This window comes from Amycolatopsis tolypomycina (genome assembly GCF_900105945.1).
GTDB lineage: Bacteria > Actinomycetota > Actinomycetes > Mycobacteriales > Pseudonocardiaceae > Amycolatopsis > Amycolatopsis tolypomycina.
In genome coordinates this window covers 783,253-808,956 of sequence record NZ_FNSO01000003.1, presented here as the reverse complement: position 1 = coordinate 808,956, position 25,704 = coordinate 783,253, and the positions used below count along the sequence as shown (strand labels likewise).

Annotated in this window: 28 protein-coding genes; 6 read left to right on the top strand and 22 right to left on the bottom strand. The window is 69.7% G+C overall.

The annotated features are described in order from the left end of the window. From BLW76_RS09565 to BLW76_RS49525, 11 genes are all read right to left on the bottom strand, one after another. Entirely contained in the window at nt 1–465 is a 465-nt protein-coding gene (locus tag BLW76_RS09565; protein ID WP_091305516.1) for a TadE/TadG family type IV pilus assembly protein, read from the bottom strand. Beyond that, the gene (locus BLW76_RS09560; RefSeq protein ID WP_143060573.1) at nt 462–1,436 is read right to left on the bottom strand and encodes a hypothetical protein; all 975 of its coding nucleotides are present in this window, start codon (nt 1,434–1,436) and stop codon (nt 462–464) included. Before BLW76_RS09560 ends, BLW76_RS09565 begins: the two co-directional genes overlap by 4 nt. A 50-nt stretch (nt 1,437–1,486) precedes the next feature. Beyond that, nucleotides 1,487–1,930: a TadE/TadG family type IV pilus assembly protein gene (locus BLW76_RS09555; protein ID WP_091305513.1), complete on the bottom strand. Its 444-nt coding sequence runs from the start codon at nt 1,928–1,930 to the stop codon at nt 1,487–1,489. Nucleotide 1,931: 1 nt separating this feature from the next. After that, nucleotides 1,932–2,129, bottom strand: a complete 198-nt coding sequence (locus BLW76_RS09550) for a hypothetical protein (RefSeq protein WP_091305511.1) — start codon at nt 2,127–2,129, stop codon at nt 1,932–1,934. A gap of 65 nt (nt 2,130–2,194) precedes the next feature. After that, entirely contained in the window at nt 2,195–3,088 is an 894-nt protein-coding gene (locus BLW76_RS09545) for a type II secretion system F family protein (protein ID WP_091305510.1), read from the bottom strand. Beyond that, nucleotides 3,085–4,017: a type II secretion system F family protein gene (locus BLW76_RS09540; RefSeq protein ID WP_091305900.1), complete on the bottom strand. Its 933-nt coding sequence runs from the start codon at nt 4,015–4,017 to the stop codon at nt 3,085–3,087. Before BLW76_RS09540 ends, BLW76_RS09545 begins: the two co-directional genes overlap by 4 nt. Next, nucleotides 4,014–5,384 (bottom strand): TadA family conjugal transfer-associated ATPase, encoded by a 1,371-nt coding sequence (locus BLW76_RS09535; protein ID WP_091305508.1) that lies wholly within the window; start codon nt 5,382–5,384, stop codon nt 4,014–4,016. The genes BLW76_RS09540 and BLW76_RS09535 overlap by 4 nt, the downstream gene beginning before the upstream one ends. Further along, complete coding sequence (locus BLW76_RS09530; RefSeq protein ID WP_244170100.1) at nt 5,381–6,304, bottom strand: CpaE/TadZ family protein; 924 nt, start codon at nt 6,302–6,304, stop codon at nt 5,381–5,383. Before BLW76_RS09530 ends, BLW76_RS09535 begins: the two co-directional genes overlap by 4 nt. After that, complete coding sequence (locus tag BLW76_RS09525; RefSeq protein ID WP_244170099.1) at nt 6,304–7,011, bottom strand: SAF domain-containing protein; 708 nt, start codon at nt 7,009–7,011, stop codon at nt 6,304–6,306. The genes BLW76_RS09530 and BLW76_RS09525 overlap by 1 nt, the downstream gene beginning before the upstream one ends. 108 nt (nt 7,012–7,119) lie before the next feature. Continuing rightward, the gene (locus tag BLW76_RS09520; protein WP_244170098.1) at nt 7,120–8,139 is read right to left on the bottom strand and encodes a hypothetical protein; all 1,020 of its coding nucleotides are present in this window, start codon (nt 8,137–8,139) and stop codon (nt 7,120–7,122) included. Then, nucleotides 8,133–8,738, bottom strand: coding sequence for a hypothetical protein (locus BLW76_RS49525; protein WP_244170097.1), 606 nt, complete (start codon nt 8,736–8,738; stop codon nt 8,133–8,135). The genes BLW76_RS09520 and BLW76_RS49525 overlap by 7 nt, the downstream gene beginning before the upstream one ends. A gap of 51 nt (nt 8,739–8,789) precedes the next feature. Between BLW76_RS49525 and BLW76_RS09510 the strand changes: the two genes are divergently transcribed. Continuing rightward, nucleotides 8,790–9,440 (top strand): A24 family peptidase, encoded by a 651-nt coding sequence (locus BLW76_RS09510; protein ID WP_091305506.1) that lies wholly within the window; start codon nt 8,790–8,792, stop codon nt 9,438–9,440. 372 nt (nt 9,441–9,812) lie between these two features. On the opposite strand, the gene BLW76_RS09505 is transcribed toward BLW76_RS09510, so the two are convergent. From BLW76_RS09505 to BLW76_RS09485, 5 genes are all read right to left on the bottom strand, one after another. Then, nucleotides 9,813–10,334, bottom strand: coding sequence for a hypothetical protein (locus tag BLW76_RS09505; RefSeq protein WP_091305504.1), 522 nt, complete (start codon nt 10,332–10,334; stop codon nt 9,813–9,815). Nucleotides 10,335–10,781: 447 nt separating this feature from the next. Continuing rightward, a complete protein-coding gene (locus tag BLW76_RS09500; RefSeq protein WP_091305503.1) occupies nt 10,782–10,997 on the bottom strand; it encodes a hypothetical protein in 216 nt (71 codons plus the stop codon). A 96-nt stretch (nt 10,998–11,093) separates the two neighbouring features. Further along, complete coding sequence (locus tag BLW76_RS09495) at nt 11,094–11,600, bottom strand: cupin domain-containing protein (RefSeq protein ID WP_091305501.1); 507 nt, start codon at nt 11,598–11,600, stop codon at nt 11,094–11,096. A 60-nt stretch (nt 11,601–11,660) separates the two neighbouring features. Next, the gene (locus BLW76_RS09490; RefSeq protein ID WP_143060572.1) at nt 11,661–12,428 is read right to left on the bottom strand and encodes a YczE/YyaS/YitT family protein; all 768 of its coding nucleotides are present in this window, start codon (nt 12,426–12,428) and stop codon (nt 11,661–11,663) included. A 369-nt stretch (nt 12,429–12,797) separates the two neighbouring features. Then, on the bottom strand, nt 12,798–13,121 hold the full coding sequence (locus BLW76_RS09485) for a hypothetical protein (RefSeq protein WP_091305498.1): 324 nt from the start codon (nt 13,119–13,121) through the stop codon (nt 12,798–12,800). Nucleotides 13,122–14,097: 976 nt separating this feature from the next. On the opposite strand from BLW76_RS09485, the gene BLW76_RS09480 reads away from it, so the two are divergent. Further along, on the top strand, nt 14,098–15,408 hold the full coding sequence (locus tag BLW76_RS09480) for a cytochrome P450 family protein (protein WP_091305891.1): 1,311 nt from the start codon (nt 14,098–14,100) through the stop codon (nt 15,406–15,408). On the opposite strand, the gene BLW76_RS09475 is transcribed toward BLW76_RS09480, so the two are convergent. The 5 genes from BLW76_RS09475 to BLW76_RS09455 all read right to left on the bottom strand — a co-directional run bounded on the left by BLW76_RS09475 (nt 15,335) and on the right by BLW76_RS09455 (nt 22,550). Further along, nucleotides 15,335–17,707, bottom strand: a complete 2,373-nt coding sequence (locus BLW76_RS09475; protein WP_091305497.1) for an ATP-binding protein — start codon at nt 17,705–17,707, stop codon at nt 15,335–15,337. The genes BLW76_RS09480 and BLW76_RS09475 overlap by 74 nt on opposite strands. Nucleotides 17,708–18,240: 533 nt before the next feature. Continuing rightward, the gene (locus BLW76_RS09470; RefSeq protein ID WP_167384530.1) at nt 18,241–19,704 is read right to left on the bottom strand and encodes a GGDEF domain-containing protein; all 1,464 of its coding nucleotides are present in this window, start codon (nt 19,702–19,704) and stop codon (nt 18,241–18,243) included. Nucleotides 19,705–20,030: 326 nt separating this feature from the next. Beyond that, nucleotides 20,031–21,302, bottom strand: a complete 1,272-nt coding sequence (locus BLW76_RS09465; protein ID WP_208613247.1) for an MFS transporter — start codon at nt 21,300–21,302, stop codon at nt 20,031–20,033. Between the two features lie 222 nt (nt 21,303–21,524). Then, nucleotides 21,525–21,818 carry a hypothetical protein gene (locus tag BLW76_RS09460; protein WP_143060570.1) on the bottom strand — a complete coding sequence of 98 codons (294 nt, stop codon included), beginning with the start codon at nt 21,816–21,818 and terminating at the stop codon, nt 21,525–21,527. A gap of 378 nt (nt 21,819–22,196) precedes the next feature. Beyond that, on the bottom strand, nt 22,197–22,550 hold the full coding sequence (locus BLW76_RS09455) for a hypothetical protein (RefSeq protein ID WP_091305492.1): 354 nt from the start codon (nt 22,548–22,550) through the stop codon (nt 22,197–22,199). Between the two features lie 3 nt (nt 22,551–22,553). On the opposite strand from BLW76_RS09455, the gene BLW76_RS09450 reads away from it, so the two are divergent. Continuing rightward, entirely contained in the window at nt 22,554–23,057 is a 504-nt protein-coding gene (locus tag BLW76_RS09450) for a hypothetical protein (protein WP_091305491.1), read from the top strand. 104 nt (nt 23,058–23,161) lie between these two features. Here BLW76_RS09450 and BLW76_RS09445 read toward each other — a convergent pair whose 3' ends face one another. Next, a complete protein-coding gene (locus BLW76_RS09445; RefSeq protein WP_143060569.1) occupies nt 23,162–23,683 on the bottom strand; it encodes a hypothetical protein in 522 nt (173 codons plus the stop codon). 327 nt (nt 23,684–24,010) lie between these two features. On the opposite strand from BLW76_RS09445, the gene BLW76_RS09440 reads away from it, so the two are divergent. From BLW76_RS09440 to BLW76_RS09435, 3 genes are all read left to right on the top strand, one after another. After that, nucleotides 24,011–24,421 carry a histone-like nucleoid-structuring protein Lsr2 gene (locus BLW76_RS09440; RefSeq protein ID WP_091305487.1) on the top strand — a complete coding sequence of 137 codons (411 nt, stop codon included), beginning with the start codon at nt 24,011–24,013 and terminating at the stop codon, nt 24,419–24,421. Nucleotides 24,422–24,518: 97 nt separating this feature from the next. Next, nucleotides 24,519–24,725 (top strand): hypothetical protein, encoded by a 207-nt coding sequence (locus tag BLW76_RS47625; protein WP_143060568.1) that lies wholly within the window; start codon nt 24,519–24,521, stop codon nt 24,723–24,725. A gap of 36 nt (nt 24,726–24,761) precedes the next feature. Then, nucleotides 24,762–25,484, top strand: a complete 723-nt coding sequence (locus BLW76_RS09435) for a hypothetical protein (protein WP_143060567.1) — start codon at nt 24,762–24,764, stop codon at nt 25,482–25,484. Nucleotides 25,485–25,704 lie beyond the last annotated feature (220 nt).

The following is a 25,704-nucleotide window of genomic DNA, read 5'->3' as shown; positions in this document are numbered from 1 at the left end:
TCATCGGGACTGTCCGGGCTGGGCTTCGGATCGGTAGGTGTCGATGACTTCGGTCGCAGTGGCCTGCAGGGTCCGGCTCGCCACGCCGAGCAGCAGGGCCTGGCCGACATCGACGGTGCATGCCACGACGACGATGACCGTCCCGCCCGGGGTGGCCGTCGTCGTGGTGCTGGTCGACACGCCGTGGCAGGCGATCCCGGCCTGCGTGAGCGCGGACGTGGCCGTGTCGCGGGCGGCTGTGGTTGCCGCGGTGGTGGTGCGTTGCAGGCTGGCGGCGCGCGCGGCCTGGTGCGCGACGTCGTCGAGGCGCAGCCGGGCGTCGACACCGCGATGGATCACGACCGCGATGAACACCAGCAGCAGCACCAGAATCGGGGTGAGCAGCACGGCCTCGGCCGTCACCGAACCGCGGTCGCCGGCCCACCACCGGTGCCGCGACGTCTGCGCTGGTGCCGCTGCGGTCACGGCAGGCCGTCGCCGGTTCGAGGATGTCCGGCTGGCGTCCTCGCGAACGGTGTGCCGAGGCGGGACCGGAGGGCCCGGCTACGGCGCGGCCGGGACCGGGTGGGCTGTTCCCAGGGGAATGGTCCGGCGTCGGTGACGTCGCGGGCCGCGGTGATGTAGGCGAACACGGCTTGGGGCAGTGCTTCGGCGGCCTCGGACAGTCGCCGCAGCTGGTCGGGCCCGGGAAGGCCGGCGAGCGTGTGTTCGGCCCGGGCGGTGAGGTCGGTGTGCCGCAGTTTTGCCTCCCAGGCGCGAGTCAGCACCAGGCAGCCGTGGATGTGGCCCACGACCTCATCCAGCGCATCGTCGATGGCGGTCACGGCGTGGCGCGCCGCGACGGCCAGGTCGCCGACCGCGGAATCGGGGTCGGCGGCGAGTTCCACGGCGAGCCCGCGGGCGCCGCGTGTGCGGTCCAGGCAGCACAACGCCTGCCACGCCACCCGATGCACCTCGGCGCACAGCGCCGGGTCGATCCAGTCGCGAGCCGGGCTGCGGTAGAGCTCGTCCACGCCGGCGAACAGCGTCCGTGCCGCCACACTCGCGGTGCCGAGGCCGCTGAAGTCGCGGCTACGGAGAAAGAACTCTCCCCGCACCCGGTCCAGACGACAGGGACGCGCCGGGCCGTGCCGGTGGTCGGACTCGATGCGGCTGGCACGATGCCAGCCGGCCAGCACGCTCCCGCTCACGGTCAGGATTCCCGCGCTCAGCGCGAGCACCGAGGCGACACCGTCGCCGAGCACCCCGGCGAGCACGAGCAGCAGAATCCCGGCGAGTTCGGTGAGGAAGAGCCACGGATACACCGCGGCGCGGACAAGTTCCCGGTGCCATTGCGTCTCGGAGACATCGGGGTTGCGCAGCACCGAATCCGGCCCGTCCGGAAACATGGCTGCCTGCACCGGTGACCCTGTCGTGCGCAGTTCTTGCTGTGTCATCGGGTCTTTCCTTTCGGCCAAGCGTCGAATGTCTGCCGCAACACGGGGTCTCAGGACACGGCGTCAGCCCGCGTGCCGACAAACCTCTCCAGGGGCCCAGCGGCTTCGGCGTGCACGGGCAGGTGCACACCGGGCAGGACGGCGGTCGCCTCGCCGTGGATGCTCACCGTCGCCGAGGTCGCGGTCCGCGTGAGGTCGATCTGCGGGTCGCGCAGCGGGCCCGCGGCGAGATCGTCGAGCAGCCTCTGCCCCGCGGCGTGTCCGGCGCTGCTGCTGCCGTCCTGCACGCGAGCCGCCGCCAGCGCCTGGGACGCGGCGGCCTGCGCGACGTGGGTGGCGTGGGACCACAGCGCGAACTGGATGATCGTCAGCAGCGCCAGCAGCAGCAATGGCGTCGCGATCACCAGCTCGACGGTCACCGATCCCCGATCGCCCGCAACAGCGCGCCGCACTCGAGCCGGCAAGCGCGGGACTCGGGCGGGCCTGCCGAGCATGTCAGCCCAGCCCGAGGTCGATGGATTCCGCCTTTTGGACCAATTTCGCCACAATGATCGCGATGATGGCGATCGCGGCGATGGCCATCAGGGCGGTGACGATGACCGTGGTGGTGATCTCTCCGCGTTCCGGCTCGGCGCGCAGCAGGGTGATGCGTGCTCGTGTCAGTTCCCAGAGTGTCCGGATGTGGTGCAACATGGTGGTGTCTTCTTTCCGTTGTGGTTCAATGCCTTTCGCGGGGTCGAGGTGGGGACACGGAGCGGTCAGAGGCCATTGAGGACTTGGATCACCGCGGGGTAGGCGATAAATCCCAGGAATCCGAGGAACAGCACCGTGACCGGTAGGGCCATGCGTTCGGTGGCGGCCTGGGCGTCGGTTTCGGCGTCGGTGACCTGGTGGGTGCGCAGGGCTTGGGCTTTCGCGGCCAGCGAGGCACGGACGCGGGCGCCTTCGGTACCGGCCAGGGAGATCGATGCGGCGAGTTCGGCCAGTTCGGTGATGTCGAGTTCCTCGCCGAGCCGGCGCAGTGTGGTCCACGGGGTGGTGCGGGTCAGCTGTGCGGTGCGCAGGGCGCGGCGGATCGCCTCGAATGCGGGGCCCGCTCCCACAGCCGAGGCGTCGCCGAGGGCGGCTTCGACGCCAGCGCCGCCGGCGAGGGTGATTCCGACGAGGTCGAGGAACGCCGAGAGCGCGTCGCGGAACTCGCGCCGCAGCCGGGTGGCCTTGGCGCGGACGTCGAGATCAGGGGTCAGGAACCCCAGGGCGGCGAGTACCAGCCCGGCCAGCAGCGGAACCTCGACGTCCAGCGAGAGTTCACCGAGGGCGAGGAGGGCTTGCAGGAGCCACGGGGTCAGTAGCCCGGCGATGGTGAGCAGGGCTTTGGCGGCGAGGTGGGTGTCGGTGCCGCGGCCGGTGATCCGCAGATCGGCCTCGATCCGTGCGCCAGGCAGTCCGAGCTTCCGCAGGCCAGGCGCGAACATCCGCACCCAGGCAATGGCCCAGGAGGCGTCGTCCGCAACGACGATCGGCGCGGCCGGTGTTCGGGTGCGCAGCTGGGCGAGCCGGTCGTGCAGGGCCGGGCGGACAGGCAGGATCCAGGTCAGCAGCAGCCACCAGCCGACGCCGGCACCGGCGCCCAGCAGGAGTGCGGGGATCACGAGCGCTCACCTCCCCCAGCGATCGGCTCGTCGCCGTCGCGTGTTCCGGTCGCGTCCGGGGCGTCCATGGCCAGTACCCGGGTCTGTCGGCCGCTGGTGGCGATGCGGGCGAGCCAGGCGAATCCGGCGGCGAACAGGCCGCCGATGAGCAGCAGGACGACCTGGCCGGTGGCGGTGTTGTAGACGTCGAGGTAGGCGCGGTTGAACAGCACGACCGCGGCGGCGAAGGCGACGGTGGTGGCGACGATGACCCGCACCGAGGTGCGGCTCCGGGCCCGCCCAGTCTCGACCCGCATCCGCATCGCGGCTTGCCCGCGGGCGGTGGTGGCCAGGGAGCTGAGCAGGTCGCCGAGCTGGCGGGCCTGGTGCTCGGCGGCGAGGATGAGGGCGGCGAGGACGAGGTCGGCGGTCGGGTCGTCCAGCTCGCCCGCCAGGGCCCGCAGCGCCGGCGCAAGGCGCTGCCCGCTTTCCAGGCGCGCGGTGAGGGTGGCAACCTCGCCGCGGATCGCCGCGGGTGCGAGCGGGGCCGTGGCGAGGATGGCTTGCTCGAGCCCGGCCGCCGCAGAGAGCACGTCGCGCAGCATCTCCGTCCAGGAGGCGATCGCCTCGATCCGCGCGACCCGCCGGTGATGGGCGCGGTCCGGGCCGACCAGCCGCGGCAGGAACCAGACGGCCGCGGCGGCCAGCACCGCGCCGGCCACCCACCCGGTCACGGCCCCGGTCCCCGTGCCCGCGGCGACCGCCGTCGTCAGGCGCGCCAGGGCGCGGCGGTCGTCGGCCCGGCCCCGGAGGGCACGAACCAGCCGGGCACCGCGCGAAGGTGCCGATGGCGACGGGGTTCGGCGCCAGGCGGCGACGATCAGGATGACGCCGGCGGCGGTCCCCAGCCCGAGGGTGGCGGCGGTGATCGTGGTGGTGGCGGGGCTCATGGCGTCCACCAGCCCTCCGGGCGGCAGAGCAGGTCGGGGTCGAATCCGGCCGCGACCAGGTCGTCGAGGGTGTCCGCGCGCAACGCCCCGGCCACCGGCGCCGCGCGGCGGTCCGGGCCGCGGCGGTAGACCTCGTTGGAGATCACCGAACCGGCCTCGGCGTCGACGACCTCGCGGATGGACGAGATGACCCGGGTCGTGCGGTCGGCAGCGCGATCGAGGTGCACGACGAAGTGCACCGCCGAGGCGACGAGCAGGGCGGTGGCTTCCAGCGGCAGCCGCTCGGGCCCCTGCGCGGCGTAAGAGGCGAGCCGGGTGAACGCGATCTTCGAGCTGCTCGCGTGGAGGGTGGCCATGGAGCCGTCGTTGCCCTGGGACATGGCGTTGCACATCGGGATGACCTCTGGCCCGCGGATCTCGCCGACGATCACCCGGTCCGGGCTCATCCGCAGGCCCCAGCGAACGAGCTCGGCCTGATCGATCGCGCCCTCGCCCTCCACATTGGCCTCGCGCGCCTGCAACGCGGTGACGTCGGCGTGCCGCACGGGATCCAGCCCGAGGCCGAGCTCGAAGGCGTCCTCGATGGTGACGAGGCGTTCCAGCGGATCCATCTCGTCGGCCAGCGCGCGCAGCATCGTGGTTTTCCCGACGCCGGTGCCGCCGGTGATCAGCGTGTTCTTGCGGGCCCGCACGATCGCGCGCAGGAAGCGCTCCAAGCCGGCATCGAGGGTGCCGCGGCGGCGCAGCTGGGCGAGGGTTGCGGTCAGGTAGCCGTGCCGGCGGATCGTGCACGCCGTCACCCCGCCCGCGGTCAGCCCGAGCACGGCGAAAAGCCTTTCGCCACCCGGCAACTGGAGGTTCAGGGCGGGTGAGCCGCGATCGAAGCGGCGCTCCTCCGAAGACGCCCGCGCGGCCAAAGTCCGGATCAGGTCCGTCAGCTCGTCGTTGGAGGCCGCGACCGGGGCGGCCGCCGTGCGGCGGCCGTCGGTGTGCTGGAGGAAGACCCGGTCGTAGCGGTTGACCGCGATCGTCTCCACCGTCGGGTCGTCCAGCAGCGGCTGCAGGCCGCCGAGGCCGAACACCTCGTCCAGCACCTGCTCGACGAGCCCCTGCTCCTTGCCGGAGTCCACCAGTTCGCGACCGGCGACCAGCTCGGCCTCGCTGTGCGCGGCGATCGCGCCGTCGAGGACCTCGCGGCCGATCTCTCGCCGCCGCGCCAGCGGAAGCGGACCCGCTGCCGGCCCCGTCTCGGCCTCGACGCGTGCGGGCAGCTCCGAGGCGAGGGCCCGCCGCAGCCGCGTGTGCAGCCGCTGCTCGGCGCCGATGGCGGCCGTGGACGGTTCAGTGGGGCGCCTGCTCGCCGTCATGGCCGCGGCTCCGGCCCGGTCGGGGACGACGGACTGCTGCCGCGGGACAGGTCACCGGCTGGTGGCTGCCGACGCCCGCGAGACAGGTCGGCGCGGGAAGGCGGGACGATGGTCCCATCGGCCGTGCGCTGCTGACCGGCAGCCGCACCAGCCGAACCGGTCATGTCTGCGGCCGTGGCAGCCGGCGCAACGGCAGCGGAGGCGGGTGTTGCCAGACTGCGTGCGAGCGCGGCGACGTGGCGGGCGAGTCCGTCGGTTCGGCGGCGGCGCGTGTGTGGTGGTTGGTGGCCGGTCAGGGTGGCCGCGGCGGCCGGATCGTGGGGGAGGCGCCCGATGGTCGGCACGCCGAGCTCGCGTTCGACCTCGGCGGTCGGGTAGCCGTCGCCGGTGAGCAGCAGGCCAGGCCGTGGCGTCCAGCGAGCCAGCTCGCTCAGCCGTGCCGCGGTGTGGGCGAGGTCCTCGCCGCGAGTACCCGTGAGAAGAACGAGGGCGTCCGCCTGGCGCGCGATCGCCTCGGCCGGGGTGCCGGGATCAACACGGCCGCAGTCGGCCAGCACCACGACTCCGGGCTGGCGGGCGGCGGCGGGCAGCAGCTGCTGGGCGGCGCCGGTCAGGATGTGCAGGGCGGCGCGCGCGTGCCCGCTGCCGGGCGGGGCGAGGAGCACCCGCGCGCCACTAGCCAGTGCGTGGGTGTGTTCCCAGACGAGTTCGGGGCGCGGCTGCCGGCGTGCGGCGGCGGCGAGGCTGGCCAGTCCGGGCGTGGTCGGCAGATGTAACCGCATCGCCAGGTCGCCGCCGGCCGGGTCGATCTCGGCGACCAGCCGGCGGCTATGGGCGACCTCGGGCCAGTGGGTGGCGAGGGCGACGGCCAGGGTGGTCACGCCCGGCGAGCCGTGGACGGAGCACAACGCGATCAGCATCAGCGGCCACCGCCCGCGGGCTGCATCACCAGGGCGAGCTGACCGGCCGGGACCTGGGCCAGCGCCTCGGCGTCGGTGGTCGTGAGGTCGAGCGAGACCACACTGGTCTGGTCCGTAGCCGCCGGTGCGACATCGACCACGGTGGCGCGCCAGGTCGTGCCCGCCGCCGGTCCCTGCGCGGTAGTCGCAGGCTGCGTCGGGGCGGCAGTGACGATCACGGTGATCGGGGTGCCGGCGGTCAGTGCGGGCGGGAATTGGCCGGGCTTGACCCCGACCGCGACGATCGCGCGCCCGGGTGCGGGTAGCTGGGCGGCGCCGACGGCGTCCGGGGTCAACAGGGCTCCGGGCCCGAGGTTGGTCGCCATCGGCCGCCCGAGAACGCTGGCAGCCTCATCGGCCGGGACGAGTGCGGTGCCCGGCGATGCGGAGACGTCGACGGTGCGCAGGTCAGCGCTGGTCAGCACGTGCCCGACGGTGACCGGCCTGGCCACGGCCAGGGTCGGCGTCCGGTCCTGGGTGCTGGTGGTCCACCAGACGGTTCCGCCGGCGCAGAGCACGACGAGCAGTGCCCCGGCAGCCAGATGCGGCACTTTCCGCGGGCGCCGGGACGTCGGTGTGGCGGGTGCGCCGGTGCGGTCCAGCCACGACGCCGGCGCCGATGCACCGACGCGTTTCTGGCCGCGCGCGGGAGTGTCGGTGCTGTTCACGATGAGGTCCCTCCAGGTGTAGCTCGCCCGTGCCCGTGGAATCTGCGGTGTGCGCGAAAACGGGATCAGGAAACGGAAGTCGGGTGGTGCGGGGACGGTGCGCGGGACTTATCCGGTGCCGAGCGCCTGCGCTTCCGCGACCCGCAGTGCAGCGGCGGCGCTGGTGGTCAGGTCCGGGAACGCGCCTGCGGCTCCGCCGCCGGCCCAGGTGATGCGCCAGGACACCGTGGCGGTGATCGGGAACCGGTCACCGGGGCTGCCGGCCGAGGATCTCTGGTAGGTGTGTCCGCAATCCGGCGACGTGGCCTGCGCTGCACCGCCGGCCGGGAACGGGGTTCCGGGACCAGTACAGGTCACCGTGGCTCCGTCGCCGGTGGACCACGACACCGATGTCGGGATCGCGGTCGCGGTGACCGACACCGCGGGCACCGACGCCATCGCCGAGCGCGGCTGCCACATCGCCCGATCCAGCCACAGCCACGTCGGCAACCGGACCAGCTGCGTGCCTACCGGACTCGAGGCGATCACCGGGCTCGGCAGCCGCAGCTGCGAGCGGGCCTGCTCGGCCAGCTGCTGCGGCGAGGGCACCGGAGCCACGCCTGGCGCTTGCCCGTCGGCGAACCACACCGGCGCCCGGAACAGCGCATCGCGCGAGCCCGGCCCCGAGCACCGGTAGACGTACCACGCCCCGGCCTGACCGGGCGCCTGCACCAGCCGGGGCCCGTGCGGGGTGGACCGTGCCAGGGAGGCGAACCGCACGTCGGCGGACGCCGAGTGGCCGGAGCGGTGGCTCGCGGTCTGGATTCCGTTGGACGGTGGCTGGTAGTCGCTGCGGACATACGAGCAGTCCGCCCGGGTGTCCTCGCCGCCGACAATCCGGTCTCCCGGCGGCGACGTTGTGTCGCGCTGACCGTCGTGGGTTTTCGGCGCGCCGGAGCGCGGGTCCGGCCGGGGTGCGGGCGCGTCGTGGCCACGTTGGCCCGCGCCGAGTTCACAGCCGGGGTAAGAGGACTGTCCACAGTCGATGTCGCCGTACCAGTCCCCCGCGAGCGCCGCGTTGATGCTCGCGAACATCACCGCTGAGGTTGCGGTGGCGACGATGCCGAACCGGCGTACCGTGGTCAGCATGATCCGGTCCGTTCCACGGCGAACCGGGTCACGCGCCAGGAACCGTCGACGGCCAGTTTGACTTCGGCGTGGATCAAGTGTTTGCCGCCAGGTTCGTCATCGGCCGGTTTTCCGTTGTCCGTCCGGTACTTCAGCCAGGTGCTCGCATCCGAACAGTCGCGGATCACGACTGTTTTGGGCTCGTACTGCGAATCGACGGACTGGGCGACTGGCGAATTGGCCGGAGCGCCTTTGCTGACCACGCCGTTGTAGTGATCGGCGTAGAGCTGGCGCGCGAGCACCGAGAGCGCGTCGCCGGTGGCGTGCTCGGCCAGCCGGGGCGACTGCCAGTCCGAGGTGGTGGCCACGGCGGCGACATCCCGCCACATGCCCAGGTACGCGTCGACGGCCTTCTGCTTCGCCGCACTGGCCGGCGATGCGGTCGTGGCGGTCGGATCCACGGCCATCGGCGTGCTCGCCGAGGAGGCCGGGACGTCGGCGCCGCCCGCGCTGCAGGCGCTCACGGCGAACCCGAATACCGCAGCGGCGACAGCGACGAGGCGCCTCCGGCTGCGCGTCGGTGCGCTCCCCCGCGGGTTGCGCGCGAGCGAGATGACCATGCGACCAGGCAAGATGGCGGGCACAGTGATCATGCGAGAGCAGGAGGGGTCGTGCAATTGTCGATGAACGGCCTCTGGTGGGTCCTCGGCGCCGCTGCGGTCGGGCTGGGGCTCGGCGCCGCCTCGAGCGCGGTCACTCGTCGGCTGCTGCGGAAGGAGCACGAGATCGCCGGGTCGTGGTGGCTGGGTGCCGTGGTCACCGCGGCGCTGCTGGCACTGTTGGCGTGGCGGGTCGGTGACCGCGGCGCGTTCGCGGTGTACGGGTTCGCGGCGGTGCTTGGCGTGCCGCTGGCGGTCGTGGACTGGTGCGAGCACCGCCTGCCGCGACAGCTGGCCTGGCCGCAACTGGCGGGCGTCGTCGCCGGTTTCGGGGCCTTGTGCCTGGCTCGTCACGACCTGGAGCCGGGGGTGCGCGCTGTCGGCGCTCTGCTGGCCGCCGGTGGCCTGGTCCTCGTGCTGGCCGTGCTCACCAACGGCGGCGTCGGGGCCGGGGACATCGTCATCGCGGCCGTCGCCGGCACCCTGACCGGCTGGACCGGCTGGCCCCAGGTAGCCGGCGCACTGGTGATGGCCGCCGTACTGGCATTGCTGCTGATCGTCGTCCCCGGAGCCCACCGCGGCGACGAGCGGGGCCACGCCACCGTGCCGTTCGGGCCCTGCCTGTTCGGTGGCGCGCTCATCATGATCCTGACCGGCGGCTGAGCCGACCGCGGCAACGCTGCCTCGTGTGTCCGTCCGCGCGCGCACGATGTGCAGGTGCCGCACCGTCACGCGCGCGATACGCACCACGGGGCGGAGAACCGACGTCGACTCTCGCGAGGCCGCTGGCGCGGCGAGCACCGGTTCGGCGGGTCGCGTCAGCGGCTGCTGCTCGGGAGCGGGGTGGCGGCGTGGTTCGTTCATGGCTGCGCTTTCGCTGAAGAAGGGTTGGGGAGGCGGCCGACGCTGGAGGGTGGTTGCGCCGGCCGCCTCCCGGGGAGGCGGCCACCTATCGACGTGGGGAGGCGGTGGCCGCCGGGCTCACAAGCCCTGGGGTGATGTCACCGTGGCCGGTGAGTCATCGACCTCGGCGGGTCAGCACCAGGGCAGGCTGCTCGGATCCGACCCGCCGCCCGGGTAGGTGTGCTGGGTGATCGACCACAGGTCGTGGCGCATCCAGCCGGATCGCCAGCCGGCCGAGGTCTGCACGCTCAGCCAGCCCCACACGTAGCCGTCGGAACCGGGGATCTGGCAGCCACCCCAGGCGGTCTGCCCGGGGTAGGCCAGGCCGATCACCGTGCCGCGGGGCACCGACGCGCGCAGCCGGGCGCCCGAGGCGAGGATGTCGACCTCGATCGCGCTCTGCGTCGAGGCCGCCCGGCCCTCGCGGGTCGCCTGGCGGGTGCGGGTGGCGTGGCCGCCGAACGGGAGGGCCGTCAGCCCCCAGATGCGGGTGCCGTCCGGTGCGGTCACCGGCGCCGAGGAATCGACCTCGCTCGGGACCCCGACGTCCTTGGCCGCGCTGTGCGCGGCCGGTGCTGGCACCGGGGCGTGGCCGGTGGCCGCGTCGGCGAGGCCGGCCCCGCCGACCGTGGTTGCCGCCGCGGCGGCGGCCACGAGCCCGAGTCGAACTCGATGAGACAACATCATTTCTGCTCCTCTGGTGGAATTTCTTGACCGAAATTCGAGGAGTCCCACCCGAGCCCCATGGTTCGCGGAAAACTGATTCTGTTCTCCGGCGGAGGAGAGTTGTGATCCAACTCTGGGTCGCGTGCACCGTGCTGCCAGGTTCCCCAACCTGTCGGCACACGCAGAGGCTCAGACTTACTGTGGTGACCCCACGATCAGCGCCTGTGTTTGCTGATGCCGTCCACGCTGCCCAGGAAAACAGTCGAAGTCAAGGGCAACGAGGCAGATATTTTGTTTTGTCGGACCACCCGTTTAAGGGCAGCATTGATTGTCGGTAGACGTGTGGATTGCGTGACGAGAATCGCTGGTGTTTCGGCGCCCTGGCCGTGACCGGCGGGAGAGATTCGGCTCGAGGTGGTGGTTGACCGTGGGGCTCTACCACCAGATCCGGGTGCCGTCGGGAGCCACTACCGGTGCCCCGCCCGGGGATGCGTCGGTGATCGCGCCCTCGCGGGTGTCGGGGCTGACCGTGACGGCGGCCGGGGCGGACTGGTGCGTTGTTGTGGCGGACGCGGCGCCCGCGCCGGCCACGATCCCGGCGACGATGAATGTTCCGGCGAGGATGGCCCGGACGATCTGGACGTTCTGCATGAGGAGTTCCTTTCGGTGGTGCGGCGGTGGCCGCGGTGATGTGTTTCCGATGCCCGCACGGATTCACGCGCGGGTGCCTGTGGTTGGCCGTGGGGCTCAGCGGGTCACGGCGTGCACGGACGGGATGGCCAGCTGCTTGTCGCAGCGGCCGAGCAGGTACTCACGGCGCAGCTGGGTGACGCGGGTTTCGGCGAGCGCGTCCAAGCCGGTGATGGGGACCACGTCCGTGTTGAACGCCGGATCGGTGCGGAACTCCACCAACTCGGCCGGCTCGTGCGGATCGAGGTTCACGCCCACGTGCTCCACTCCTGGCGCGATGTAGACCAGGGATCCGGGGCCATGCAGGGTCGGCGTCATGTCGGGGCCGACCAGGGACGCGATCCTGCCGCGTACGACGTAGACCTGGATCTCGGATTCGGCATGGATGTGCGCGAGCGCGTGGTGGCCGCCGGGCATCCGCACGAACCCGGACGACAGGGTCCGGATCGGGGCCAGGCCGGAATGGACCGCGACGGTGAGCTGCTGACGCTGGGGTCCCATGACGGGTTCGCCGAGTTGCCCGGTTGCGATCTGGATGTCGTTGTGCGGCTTGAGCTGAGTCATGATCGTTTCCTCTGCGTGTGGGTTTCCGGTTCTGACTGAACGGCTGGAACTGGTCCGGGGTCATGCGCTGTCGCTGCGGGCATGGGTGGGCTGAGTGCGCCGGTGACGACCGGTTCCGTGGCGAGGTGCGGCCTGAGTGGACTGCGGCGAGAATCCTGAAACTCGAGCGATTAGGCGCCGGAAGAGCACGATCAGTGGGCCGGATACGAGCGCGAGCAGCACCGTGCCCGGCGCCAGCGCCCCTGCGCGCAGTGCGTTCGCGGGGCCGAGCAGCGCGGCGCCGGCGGCGACGAATGCCGCGTCGAGGCCCATGCGCACCAGCGCGGTGCGCCAGGATCGTGTGCGGCCGATGTCGTCGCGCGCTCCGGCCAGGGCGAGCATGATCCCGTCTCGGGGCAGCCAGCCAAGGTTGGCCAGCAAGTAGACGGCGACACCGCCACAGAAGAGGGGTGCGCCGATCAGGAACGCGGCCACGCGCAACGGCAGGCCGTCGGGACTCGGCAGGATCGCCAGGAGGATGTCGGCGACGGCTGCGGGAATCACCAAGGCGGCCGCAGTCCCGAGTCCGGGACGGATGCGCAGCGGAATGAAGGTCAGCGCCAGCAGGAACTGGCACGCGAGGAGGCTCTCGCCGAACGTCCAGCCGGACGCGCGGCTGACGCCGAGATGGAGCACGTCCATGGGGAGCATTCCCAGTCTGGACCACACCAGCAGGCTGATGCCGCCGCCCATCGCGGTGGTACCGGCCGCGAGTGCACCCACCCGAGCGATCAGCCGATAATCGCTGATCACCGCGGCTCGCCGTGCCCGCAAAACATGTGTCGCCATGGGTTCACCCTTCCCTGATGCCTTCTGCAGCTCCGTCCGGAAATACAGGGACACCTGCAGCGATAATTCCGTTGGAGCCCAGCCAACCGATCGAGGTAACTACTTTCAGTTACCAGTCAGTTTCGACTTGCGCTCTCAAAGCTGCCGCGCATCTGCTCTCTAGCTGCGGCTTTGATTCGATCTACCGCAAGAGTGCACGTCACTCTGCGTAGGTGTCAACCCTTTTGGTGGACCATTTTCTGCCGGGCTTCCGAGCGGTTTTGGACAGCACAAATGGCCCGTTTTCGCGAAGAAAACGAGCTTCAGTGAATGTTGGACGTCGTATTTTGTATCGGTGTGGCGGGTGGCCGTGGGTGACCGGCCGCCGAGCTATGCGCGGGACATGGCGGCTCCGGTAGTTCGTCGATCAACGACCAGTGCCGGCGGCCCGCCGTCGCGGGCGGCGACTCGGCCGAAGAGGAACGCCGTCGAGTACTCGTCGATCCGGTATGCGGCTGCCAGGCGGAAGTCCGCCGCGGCCAGGCCGGCGACCAGCGCACGTTCGGTGTCGATCTGGATGAATCCGGCGAATCGTGGCCGTCGTCGTGGATCGATGTCGTGGGCCACGTGCGACCAGCCTGTCTCGTCGTCGCGGACGACGAGCACGGTGGTCGCGACCGGCTGGGCACCGTGTTCGCTGTCGTGGGCGATCATGCGTTGCCTCGATGCTGTCATCTCGTGGGGATTCAAGGTCGGTGTCGACGACGCGCATCGGGGTGCCTCTGCGCCTCGGCGCTCGGGTGTTCGCGTGACCGGACGGCGCGCCCTGCCCGGGCGGCGCCGTCCGGCTCGACCTCATGGCCGACCGCGTCGGCCGATGAGGCGTGCACGCTGGAGTGCCGCGCGAGCGGCCGTTGTCGACGCGTGGCACCGACGGGCCTGCCCAGCCCTTGGGTGCGGTGCACGCGCGCCGATCGCGACTCCAGGTCGTGCTCCCCTGCCGTGGGCCACCCCGGGTGACACGCGATGCCGGGTTCCGGCTATGTGTCGCGAATGGGGAGGACCCGATCCGGTCCAGCCGTGAATGGTGGTCCGGATCTCCATCGACACGGCAACAATAGGCCGGTCGTGCGCGGTGGTGTCAATGCGGGAAAACCCGCACTCGCGACCGCCGGTGTCGAATTCCTGCGATCGAAGTACGGGCAGATACGTAGCGCCGTCCCACGTGACCACGTAGCCGGTCACTGGGAACAGTATTCGCAGCTGGGGCCATGCGCCGCGACCGTCGCACACGTCGGACAGCGCGACGCCGCCGGCCTCACCACCGTCGGAGTATAGCGTTCTTTTCGATCGATCGACCTATTTCAATTGAGTCGCTGGTCGACGAATAGAGCACCACCTCCGAGTACGAGCACGTGCCTTCGAGTACGTAGTTGCCGCAACGGCTACGTACCCTCGGCGCAGGAATCTACGTGTGCACACTGATGTCGCGACGGCCACGGTCGACGATGCTGGGAGTGCGACACGTCCTCTTTCACCGGTGGCCTGAGGCCCACCGGTGAAACGGATCAGCCCTGACCACAACGACCCCGTCTGCTGTCTGCGATGGCGGACACCCATCTCGTCGGCCATGTCGGCGCGAGCGCGCCAGGACGGGCGAACGGGCGAGGAACTGTACTGGGAGGGCCGCATGGCGCCTGAGCTGTTCTGCGGTCCGGACTATTGGGAGCAGGCGCACGAGTCCGCCACAGCGCTCCGCGAGCGAGGTTCGGCGCAACGGGTGACGCTGCCCAGCGGTGTGTCCGCGTGGGTGATCAGCGACTATGCCGACGCCCGGGCTGCTCTCGCCGACAAGCGGCTCAGCAAGGACGGCGCAGGGCTGCGCCGGGTCCTCGGCGAGCAGCTGGTGAAGCTCGGCAAGGATCCCGAGCAATCGCGGATGTTCGGCGACAGCATGCTCATGATGGACGACCCCCGCCACGCCGAGCTGCGCAGCCTGGTCTCCCCGCTCTTCACACCGGGCCGCATCCAGCTGCTCCGACCCCGGATCGAGCGTCTGGTCGCCGAAATGCTCGAGGAGCTCCCCCGCCGGGAGCCGGTTGACGTGATCGAACACGTCGCGTTCCCGCTGCCGCTCATCGTGATCTGCGAACTGCTCGGCATCCCGCTGGACGAGCGCGACCCGATGCGCGAGTGGACCGCGGCCTTGATGGAAGACGATCCCGATCGGGTCCTTCCGGCCTCGCATGCGATGCAGGACCGTTTCGACAAGCTGATCGTTGCCAAACGAGAAGCCCCGGACGACGGCCTGCTCTCAGCGTTGGTGCAGTTATGCGACAGCGGCGATATCAGCGGCGATGAGCTGATGGACATGGTGTTCTTGCTGTTCGTCGCCGGTCATGAGGCCTCGACCAACCTGGTCGGCAACGGCATGCGGCACCTGCTCGCCGATCCCGCCCGGTGGCGGCTGCTTGGGCAACGTCCGGCCCTGATCCCCAGGGCGGTCGAGGAGATGCTGCGCTACGACTGCCCGATCCGGATGGCGCCCTATCGACGGACCACAGAGCCGGTCCGCTACGGGGACGTCGTCATTCCGGCCGGTGAGATCGTGCTTGTGTCCCTGCTGAGCGCGGGCCGCGATCCCGCGCAGTATCCGCAGCCCGACGAGCTGGACGTGTACCGGGACGCGAAGCACCTGTCCTTCGGGCAGGGGATCCACTACTGCCTGGGCGCGCCGCTCGCGCGGCTGGAAGCCGAGATCGTGTTCACCGCGCTGACGCGTGCGTTTCCGCGCGCCCGCCTGGCGATCGACGAGTCGCAGCTGCGGCACAAACCGAGTGTGATCATGCATGGTCTCGTCCGCTTGCCCGTGCTGCTCGGTGGGCGGACGTCGCCTTGGGACGCACTGACGGGCGGGCTGCGCCGTCTCATCCGTTGGCCGGCGCGACGTCGCGCAGGTACCGGACGGCAATCTCCGTTCGCGAGGTCAAGCCCCACTTGAGCAAGATGTTCTCGACGTGCTTCTCGACCGTCCTCGAGGAGATTCCCAGGGCCTGCCCGATCGCCGGGTTCGTCAGCGCCTTGGCGACCAGCTCGGCGACCTCCAGCTCCCGCTTCGTCAGCATTTCGGCATGCTGCGACGCGACCGGGGCGTCCTCGGCCGCGGCGAACGGTTCCTTGGCCAGGTCGTACACCTCGTCCATCGACCGCGCGAGGGATTCACCGACAGCGATCTGGATCTCGAACTCGTTGCCGAAGCGCTGCCGGGCGGTCGACTCGATCTGCTGCTGAAGGAGCAGGAACGGCCGCATGCCCAGCACGCTGGTCTGGGTCAGCCGCTGCGCCACGCGAGCGCCGCCGAGCAGCCGCGCACCACGCTCGTAGTCGCCGAGCCGCAGTGCGATCAACGCGATCTGCCACAGCGACCAGGGCGGTCCCCACTTGTCGTTGATCTCCAGCTGCAGCTGCAGCGCTTCCTGCGTATGCGCAGCTGCGGCCTTCGCGTCCCCATGCAGCAGCTCGGCGAGCCCGCAGGTCCACTTCGCCCATGAGATGCACCACTGCGCCTCGGCTGCCCTCGCCAGCTCCAGCACCCGCGCGCTCGCAGCGAACGCCGCCTCGGGGCCGCTGAGGAACACTGTGGACATCGCCCCGTAGAGCGCGGCCATGAACTCCAACCCCTCCTCGCCGGCTTCCCGGAACGCCTCCTCCGCGCGGGCCATCAGCGCGATGCTGTCTCGCGCGCGAACGGGGTCGGGCTCGGCCAGCCAGAGCCGGGTGCCGCGGCTGTAGAGCAAGGGGCCGAACGAGTCGGAGCAACCCAGCTGACGGGCGACGTCCTCGGCTTCGGCCTGTGCGGCGCCGGCCGCTTCACTGCCCTGGATCTGTGCCATCCACGAGATCAGGCACAGGGCTGCCAGCTGCCCCATGCTCGGCTCGGCCGGATGCCGCTCAAGCCCGCGAGTCAGCATGCGCCGGCTGTCGTTCAGGACGCCGGCGTACACGAACGCGCACGAGGCGCCGATGTCAACCGACAGCGTGATCCCATGGCCGACAGTGCGGTTGGCCGAGAGGAAGTGCACTTGCGCTGCACGAAAGTTCGGAAGCTCGGCGCGCAGCTGGCGCATCAAGTCCGTCTGGCGCGCACTGAACCAGTCCTTCCGGGCGCGCGACGCGAGAGCGAGGAAGTGGTGCGCGTGCGCGGTGCGGATTTCCGGTTCCATGCCTGACGTAGCGGTGATCTGCAGGCCGAAACGGCGGACGAGCTCGAGCATGCGATAGCGGGTCCGGCCGCTTGCGGACTCGGTCAGCAGCAAGGACTTCCGGACGAGGCATTTCAGCAGCGACGGCACATCCGAGGTGTCGATGCCGTTGTCGGCACAGACCGAGGTCGCCGCCTCGAGGTCGAACCCACCTTCGAAGATCGACACGAGCGTCAGCATCCGCTGCTCTCGTTCGCCCAGCAGGTCATAGGACCACTTGATGGTGGCATGCATCGTACGGTGGTGGTGCTGCTCGTAAGGTCCGTCGACCAGCAGGCGCAGGAGTTCGGGGTGGTCAACGATCTCCCTCAGCGTCATCACGTCGAGCTGACCAGCAGCCAGTTCGATGGCCAAGGGCAAGCCGTCGAGCATTTCGCACAAGCGGAGGGCGAGCGGGTACTCCGGTTCGCTGATCGCGGTCCCGGCTGCGCGGGCGCGGTCGAGCAGCAGGTACAGGGCTTCCGTGGGCAGCAGCGGGTGGATCTTCACGATGTGTTCGCCGGACACTCCCAGTCGAACTCGGCTGGTCGTCACCACCGTCAGTGCCGGCGCGGCCGGCAGCAGCGTTGTCAGTAGCGCAGGAACTTGACCTGAGCGCACGTCGTCGATGAGGTGCTCGCAGTTGTCCAGCATCAGCAGAGCGCGGCGCTGCCGGAAAAATTCGATCAGCCGGGCTTCGGACGGGCCGTCCGCGTTGTCGCCGATGCCGAGCTGGTCCGCGCACCCTGCGGCGAGCAGGTTCTCCCGTGCCGGTATGTCGGCCAGCTCGACAACCCACACCCCGTCCGGGAAGCCGTCGGCGAGTGCGTGTTCCGTGGAAAGCCGGCGCAACAGGCGGCTCTTCCCGACGCCGCCGGGCCCGAACAGGGTGATCAGGCGTGCGGTGCGCAGCAGGCTCTTCGTCTCGCTGATCAGCTTGGCTCGGCCGACGAAGCTGGTTATCTCCGCGGCCTCCACCGATGGCGAGGCGTCGCCTCGCCACTCGTCCGTTCCGCCCTCGGAGTCCGCCGGCTCGACGCTGCGGCCGCTCTCGGTCATCCATCCCCGCCCCGTGCTTCGAGCGCGGCGGTCGCGCGCCTGGCGCCACCCGCCCCCGTCCTCGCCGATCAGGCCAGGACAGCTCGCTCACCCCTACACTGCTCGCCCCGGCGTGCCTGACGTCACCGTGCAGTCGGAGCGATCAGTTACCCAACGTATCTATCGACCGATCGGGGCCCACCGCCCGAGCGGCGACACTCGAGCGGCGAACCAGCTTCAATCCGATCTTCGCAGCACCTGGCGCAAACCCGTGAACTGCGCAGACTCACTTCCATGACACCTCGTGAAAGCCTAACCGACACTCCAGCGAACGCGGTACACCAGCCTGTGCCTAAATGAACCTCGGGAGCCGAACCACTCATTTGGCCTAACATGTTGCTACTTAGAGTTACTTGTCGAGTTCACTGGAGCGCTGGTTCGCCCACCGAGCCGTCAGCCGCGACCGCTGATCAGAAACGCTGCCGGGGCGATCGGCCGTCGGCGGAGCGGATGACGTGTGGCCCGACGAACCACGGCACCGACTGCGGCGGCGATCAGGTGACCACCTGGTCCGTCTCGGTCAAGCGCACGGCCTCGGCGGCACGGACGCGGTTCCGGCCGCCTGCCTTCGCGGCATACAGAGCCTGGTCGGCTCGTTCGAACGCCTCACCGAAGTGGTCACCGTGCACCGGGATGCTGGCGACGCCGATGGACACGGTGCGGATCTCCTCCGGCTTCCGGACGCCATTGTGGTCAGCGAGACCCATGTACCACACGTCGCCACCGGCAGCTTTGGTGATCGGGATCGTCATGGCTTCGACCGCAGCCCGGATCCGCTCGGCCACAGCGAGAGCGGTGACGAGGTCAGTGTCCGGCAGCAGGAGCACCATCTCCTCGCCGCCCCATCGGCAAGCAAGGTCCGACGGCCGCGACACATCGCGTAGCAGCTCGCCGATCGCGGCGAGAACCTCGTCGCCGGTGGTGTGCCCGAAGGTGTCGTTGACCTTCTTGAAGTGGTCGATGTCGATGATCAGCAGCGATGTCGGCTCCCCGCCGCGGACAGCTCGGGAAAGAACTTTGGCGGTCGCTTTCTCGAAGGCAGCGACCATCAGGAGCCCGGTACGCGTGTCGATCTCCGCGGTACGGGCCAGGTCGTCGATCTCCTGCTGCTTCTCCTCGAGCCGCTGGCCGCGGATGGTGAGGTAGGCGCCCACCGGGATGACGAACAGCAGGACCGGCAACCAGGCGAGCGCCCACCACGTGATCATCGCAGCGATCAGCAAGGTCACCACGATCTCGGCATTGTCGGACCGGTCACCGACCATGTGGACCCACAGGCGACCCCGCCAGCCGTCCTCGCGCTCGGCCGGCGCCTGGTCCCACACCGACGACGCCAGCCCGCGTGCCGCGCCCACCATGACCGTCTGCGCGGCGTAGTAGGCCGCAACCGCTCCCACCAGACCGAGCGCCACCGGTGCCCCCAGGCCGACCTGCACTCCTCCGACCCACTCGCGCAACGGCGTCAGGCCCGCGACGCCATGCACCCCGAGCGCCGAACAGCAGATGGCGACGGAACTGTGCACGAACTTATGGACCGGCTTGCGGGCAATCCACCATCGATGGAACCGCACCAGCGCGATCAGCACGATCGCCAGCGGCACCGGCAGGACGACCGCCGCGGCGAAGAACACGAGGCTGGTGTGGTCGACGTGCGTCTTGTCGCCGGCGCGGCCACGCCGGCGCTCCTCGGCAACGTTCGTGCCGATCACGTAGACGACAGCCGCAACACACAAGAAAGCGAAGCGGACCCAGGCCACCGCATCGATACCGGCGCCGAACGCATCGACGGATTCGACTGCGGCCCAGGCGAGGACCAGCGGCTCGGCGATCAATGCCCACGTCACCGGGCGGCGACCCCACTCCCACAGGCGCCACCGGGACCGCGGATGGGAGATCACACGAGCGGCGTAGCGCACCTGGCTGATCATGCGGGTGAGACAGATCGCCACGCGCTGCATTACCCTCAGCACAGCACGCTGGGTGGACTCCCCTGCTCTGCTCGGCTGCTGGAGGACCGCGGGACTGCCCGCTCGCGGAGGTGATGACGATGTCGATTCAACCGGGTGTTTGTCCGCCCGGGACTTCCTCATGCCCGTCTCCTCCCCTTGGCCCATCGACATGCGGAGGTGCGTCGTGCGCAATTGTGGCGACCGCGAAACCTGAGTCCACCTGGGAATTCTGAGTCACCGTCTCCTGTCCGCAGGCGACTCCCGTCTTCCCTTTGTGTGGAGGTGAACCATGCCCCTTTCCCTCGTACCTGGCGATCGCGAGACCTGAGCACACGTCATGCCTGCGCGGTACTCCTGACCTGCGGCGACCGCTGAAACCGTCGCCATTGGACACCAGCCGCCCCTGTCAGGAGTACCCCGAGGCTGCCCACGAGCGCAACAGCCATTCCGGCACTGGAAAACTGCGCGATCGCACCAGCCGTGATCGCACCTATGCCTTGGCCGGCACGCAAGATCGTGCTCGTTAGACCATTCGCCGTACCGGCGACACTGTCGGCGACACGCTCGGTCAGATCGGCGTTCGCCGCGATGTAGTAGTTGCTGCACGCGCCCGAGATGACCAGCAGCACGCCCACGCCGATCACCAACCATGGCCAGGAGCCCGGATCACGGGCAACCACCGCCGTGCCGGCGGGCTCGAGCCAGAACAGGGCCAGCGGCAGAACGCTGAGCACGGCCATCGGCCCCATCCACCGCGTCTTGCGGCTTCCCGGCTGTCCCTCCAGCCAGCGGGCCCCGATGACCATCCCGACGCAGTCCGCCGCCAGCAGCGGGCCGACCACCCACCGCGGTGCGCCGAGCTCGGCTACCAAAGGCACGATGACGGCGTCCGCCGCGGCAGTGCAGCCGATCAGGGCGATGAACCCGACGAGCAGCCGCACCGCCTGGTCGTCACGCACGAGGCTGGCAGCTGTCCGCAGCTGCGTGAACAGGCTCGCCACGGTGGAGCCGCCCGACGAGGCGGGACCAGCTGGCGCCACCCGGTCGCGCAGCCCGCTGCGCAGCAGGATCGCAGCGGCCACGAAGGTCGCAACGTCAGCGGTGAGAGCCCAGCTGGTCCCGATGACCAGGACCACGGCCGCGGCGCCGCCGAGGCCGGCGAGCTGACCGACCTCCCTCAGCATCACCAACCGCGCCCGGCCCGGCCCGTTGAGGTCGTCGCGCGCCGGGTCGTCCGGCTCCACGCCTCGCTCGCCGATCATGTAGTCGGCGAGGATCTGGCGCACCACTGCACCCTGAGCGCCTTTGAACGGCACTTGCAGCAACGCGACCGCCATCGTCCCCGCGAACAGGAACGCGATCGGGGCCGCCGGAATCGCCATCAGGGCAACGAACAGAGCCTGCAGCAGCAGACAAGCCACCATCAGCTCACGCCGCCGATAGCGATCGGCCAGGCCCGCCAGCAACGGTCCGGCCACCAGCGGTGCCAGGAAGTTCGCCGCGTATGCCGCGCCGGTCCACGCCGCCGAGCCGGTGCGATCGAAAACCAGCAGTGCGACAGCCACCTTGGCCAGCTGATCCCCAGCGACCGAGCCCAGCTCACCCACCCACACAGCAGCGAACTCGCCACCGCGCGGCAGGCGAACCCGGTCCGGCCTCGTCCCCCTCCGACGAGCCATGACTCCCGTCCCCACGTGCACGTAAACGATTTTCACGACAGTCACCGCAGCCTAAAGGAGATCACGAACGACGCAGCTGTCCCGCCGGCGATTCACTCGAACAGCCCCAGCCGATCACAGGTAGTGGGCACAACGGCGAACCCGGGAGTCCTAACGCCGATCGTGATCACCGGGCCCTGGAATCCTCGTCAGCTCGGCGATCCGGGCGGCAATCGCGGTCTCGTCCGGCGGATTCCGAGGGTTGATCACCGCGGTCACGCCGTGCTCCAGGTCGATCTGGAACGCGTACGGAACACCGGCCTCCACGCACCGGCGCCGGACGTCGGCTCGCCAGTCCGCAACGGGCAGGCCGTCGACGGCGGCCCACTCGTGTGGGCGTACTGCCCAGCCGCCGTCAGCAATGCGTGCCTCGATGCCCGCGTCGGCGTCGTCGTGCTCCGGCATCATCGCTCCGCCTCGATCGGACGGCCTGGCCGAAGGTCGCTCCGGCGACACCTTCCGAACGCTCCCGTCACGTGATCGTGCTGGGGATCGCTGCCGGAACCGCAGGGAGGGTGAATACGGCCATCGTCGTGCCTTCGGTCGGTCGGTTGACGCTGCGGACGTTGTGGACTGGCTGCGTGGGGAAGCCCGGCTCCGCGTGACGAGCGCGAGGGAACACCTCGCGCGGAGCCGGGGGTGTGCTCGCCAGCCAGGTGATCAACCCGCGCGGGCTGGGGCCGGCTGCACATGTTCTGCGCCGCTGTTCCGTGTTCCGCCCCGGGCACACGCCCACCGACCAGGCCAGCCTGCCGAGGATCGGCCTGCCCGGGATGTGTTCGGTCAAGGGTGTCCATGGCGGGTCACCACCTCGAACAACTCGCCGGCAAACTCACCGGCGACCGGCGTTCCGGTTCGGGGATGGGGGATGACGACCGAGGCGTGGCCCGCGCACTTCAGGCAAGTCCCGTCCTGCCTGGGGATCACGTTGCGCGGGTCGATGCTCGGCCGGTCATGATCGAGGGGGTACGGATCGTCCAGCACGCACCACGGGCGCAGCAGGTACAGCCGCGTGTTTCGCAGCTCGGCGATCCGGTAGAGGTGCACCAGCTCGTCGGCCTCGAACAGGTGCCACTCCCATCGGACACGGTCCGGCGGCGACGCGCAGCCCAGCGGCCGGTCGACAAGCGCGGTCACCGAATGCCTCGCACGTACTCGAACCTGCTGATCGTCGACAAGGCCAGCCGCGCGCAGCTGCTGGCCGGCGTCGAGCAGGGCGACCCCGGCCCGCTGCGCATCACACCGACCGCACACTGCACGGACGTCAGCCTGGGCAGCGTCGTGTCCGACAAGGCCGTCGCGTGGTTCCGCAAGTGGGCGATCGAGGGCGACACGGCGGCGCTGCGCACGAACTCCCTCAGCGTGATCGCCAAGCTTCCCGGGCAGGAGAACGCCGACCTCGTGGTGCAGGTGCTGGAGAACGACCCGAAGGTCCGGCGTCTGATCGTCGGGAGCGAGATTTCCCGGCTGACCCAACTCGACTGGCAGATCGCGCTGCAGGGCGCCGATGATCCGACGACGATCCCGGAGCCACGGAAGCTCGCCCTGAAGCTCGCGAAGGGCGCGATCAACCCGAAGGGTACTGAGGCGCGGTGGGCGTGCACCTACCTGCTGACCCGGATGGTCTCCGTTCTCGGCCGCTGAAATACGACCACGCCGACCGGCGTAGAACATCCCGAGGCATCGGTCGACGCGGCTCCGCCAGCGACGCCCGGTCGAGACCGCCGGAGGTGGCAACGTCGGGTGCCTCACGCGGCGATCTCCGGCCGACCGTATAACAACGGCCGGGGTTCGCGCTGTGCCAGTCCACGCAAACGGCTGCGGCTCGAGACCTGGGGAGCGATCGGCCGGGGTTCGCACGCCTGCGCAGCGACACTGGAGGCCCCGGCCCCGACATCGGCGGACGCGTGTTCTGCCGCGTTCAGGTCCTCCAGGGTCGGCCAGTCGTCTTCGGTGACCAGTGCCACCAGCTGCGCGTCCCGATCCGTCAGCTCGGCGGCCTCCTGCCGCACAGCCTCCGCAGCCCGTGGACGGACCGCGTCTCGGTAGGCCTCAACTCGTTGTCGCAGCCATTCCTCCCTATTCCGAGGATTCTGCTGCTGAAGCTGCCACACCGTCGGGCGGCCATCAGAAACCTCGGCCCGCCGCGGCGCCAGGTCACAGAACACGAGTACGACAGTCACGATGACCACGAACGCCAAGACCGATACCCCGAAAATGACGCCCGGTTCACCGGCAAGCAAGGCGGCCCACAGGGTCCGCGTCTTCATGCCATCACCCCTCAATACCCGGGACGCCACCAGGACGTCCACAATCGATCGCGGCCGGAATCGGGCAGGCAGGGGCAACTTGAGAATGACCGAACCCCCGCTTGCCGTCAGCGCCGCGACTCCGGCTACTACACGTCACCGCGCTACCACCGAAACCGTAGGGCTGGGACGGCAGGCATTCAAGCCCGCATTCCCGAATTCGCAAAGGTTTCTCTAAACCAGACACCATGCGGCAGCACAAGCCACCGGATTGCCCGTTAACTGCTTTCGGTGTGCGCTATATTCGACAGCGTCCAAGCATCAAGGCGATCACTCTGGAGTCATGCCATGGCCCGAAACGTAAAAGTAGAACTACTGGACGACATCGACGGAACCACGGCGGCTCAAACCGTGACGTTCGCCCTGGATGGCATCGAGTACGAGATCGACCTGTCCGACGAGAACGCCGAAGGGCTCCGCACGGAACTCGCCGGTTATATCGAGGCTGCGCGGCGAACCGGTGGCCGCAAGCGCATGAAGTCGGCCACGGGGGCGACCAGCACGCCGAGCAGCTCGACCAGCCGTGAGTACTCGAAGAAGGTCCGCGCGTGGGCCAAGGCCGAGGGCTACGAGATCTCGGATCGCGGCAGGCTCTCCACGGAGATCGTCGACCTGTACGAGCGCGCCCAGGAAACCGAACAAGCACCGACGAAGCCAAAGCGTGGTTCGCGGAAAAAGGTCGCCGCAGCCAAGAGGTAAACGCAGCCAGTGCTGCGGGATGTGCTGACCGGATTCGCGCACGTCCCGCAGCGAGGTGGGGACGAACCTTCGCCGCCGGATCAGCACGGGGCACGCCGTGCTGGACGTCGAGCGGACACTGGCGACGCACGGCACCGAATGCGAACTGGTCTTCGTCGAGGCACATGCGGCTCTTCCCCGCCCGCTGGCGCCGGCCAACCGATCGATATCCGGACGACTTGTCATCCAGGCCGGCAAGATCGTCCGCAAGGCGGGCGATCTCCGAGCGAACCGAACCTCCGTTCGATCACTTCGGTGGCTTTAGGCAGCGATTGACCGTCGGACGCGCGTGCGTGATGACATGCTGGAGATCGCCGATCTGTCCGGAGACCGGCTGAACGGCGCGCAGGTCAGGGACACGCGCGCAGGTCGCCAGGGGCTCGTCGGATGCCGACCGGTGGACTCACACGCAACGGGGGAAGGGGAGGAATCGATGAGCGGGCAACAGCGGGATCGTCAAGCGGAAGAGCCGGCCGAGTTGGCCGAACAAGGGGCGCTCGGGGTGCAGCCGACGAGTCTGTGGCGCGCGGCCTATCACCACGCCGAGGTGCTTTTCGATCGGTTCGATCGGCGCCCAGGCCCGCTGCCCGAGGGCTCCGTCGACCGCAAGGAACGTGCGATAGAGCTGGTGATGCTCTCGTACGCGATCACCGCGACGACGACCGCCGCCAGGATCGTCCCCCGGGCCCGCGAGATAGTCGTGGAGGGGCCCGCGGCGCTGGCCGACGTGTCGTTGACGGACCTGTCCCGCAATCACCTCCCGGCAGGAGCCTTGTTCAAGGAGTTCCTCCTCATCGAGCAGGGGTGCGAACCACGACCGGACGATCCCGGCTATGGCGTCTATCAGGAACTGCGGAGGCGGATGAGCGTCGCCGACAGCACCGCGGCCGCAGCCTTCGACGACTGGGAACGCCACTGCACCGCGCTCTCCCGCATCGTCACCGCCGAGATCCTGCATCAGCTCACCAGGGACAACGCCAACCCCGGCACCGACGTCACCCTCGCAATGCTCACCGGCAGCTGACACACAGCTCCCGCCTCCGGCCACGAACCACCTCGCCCTGGTCGAACGTATGTTCCACGTTTTGATACCGTTGTCGGAGTCGGGTGCGGTCAGGCCGTCAGCGGGAGGGCACGTGGCTTGGTTGTTGCGGGAGCGGGCCACCGGGCACGAGTGGCGCGTCGGGAACAGTGATCTTGCCTGGGACATCGGCGGCTACGACACAGCTCGATTCGAGCTTCAC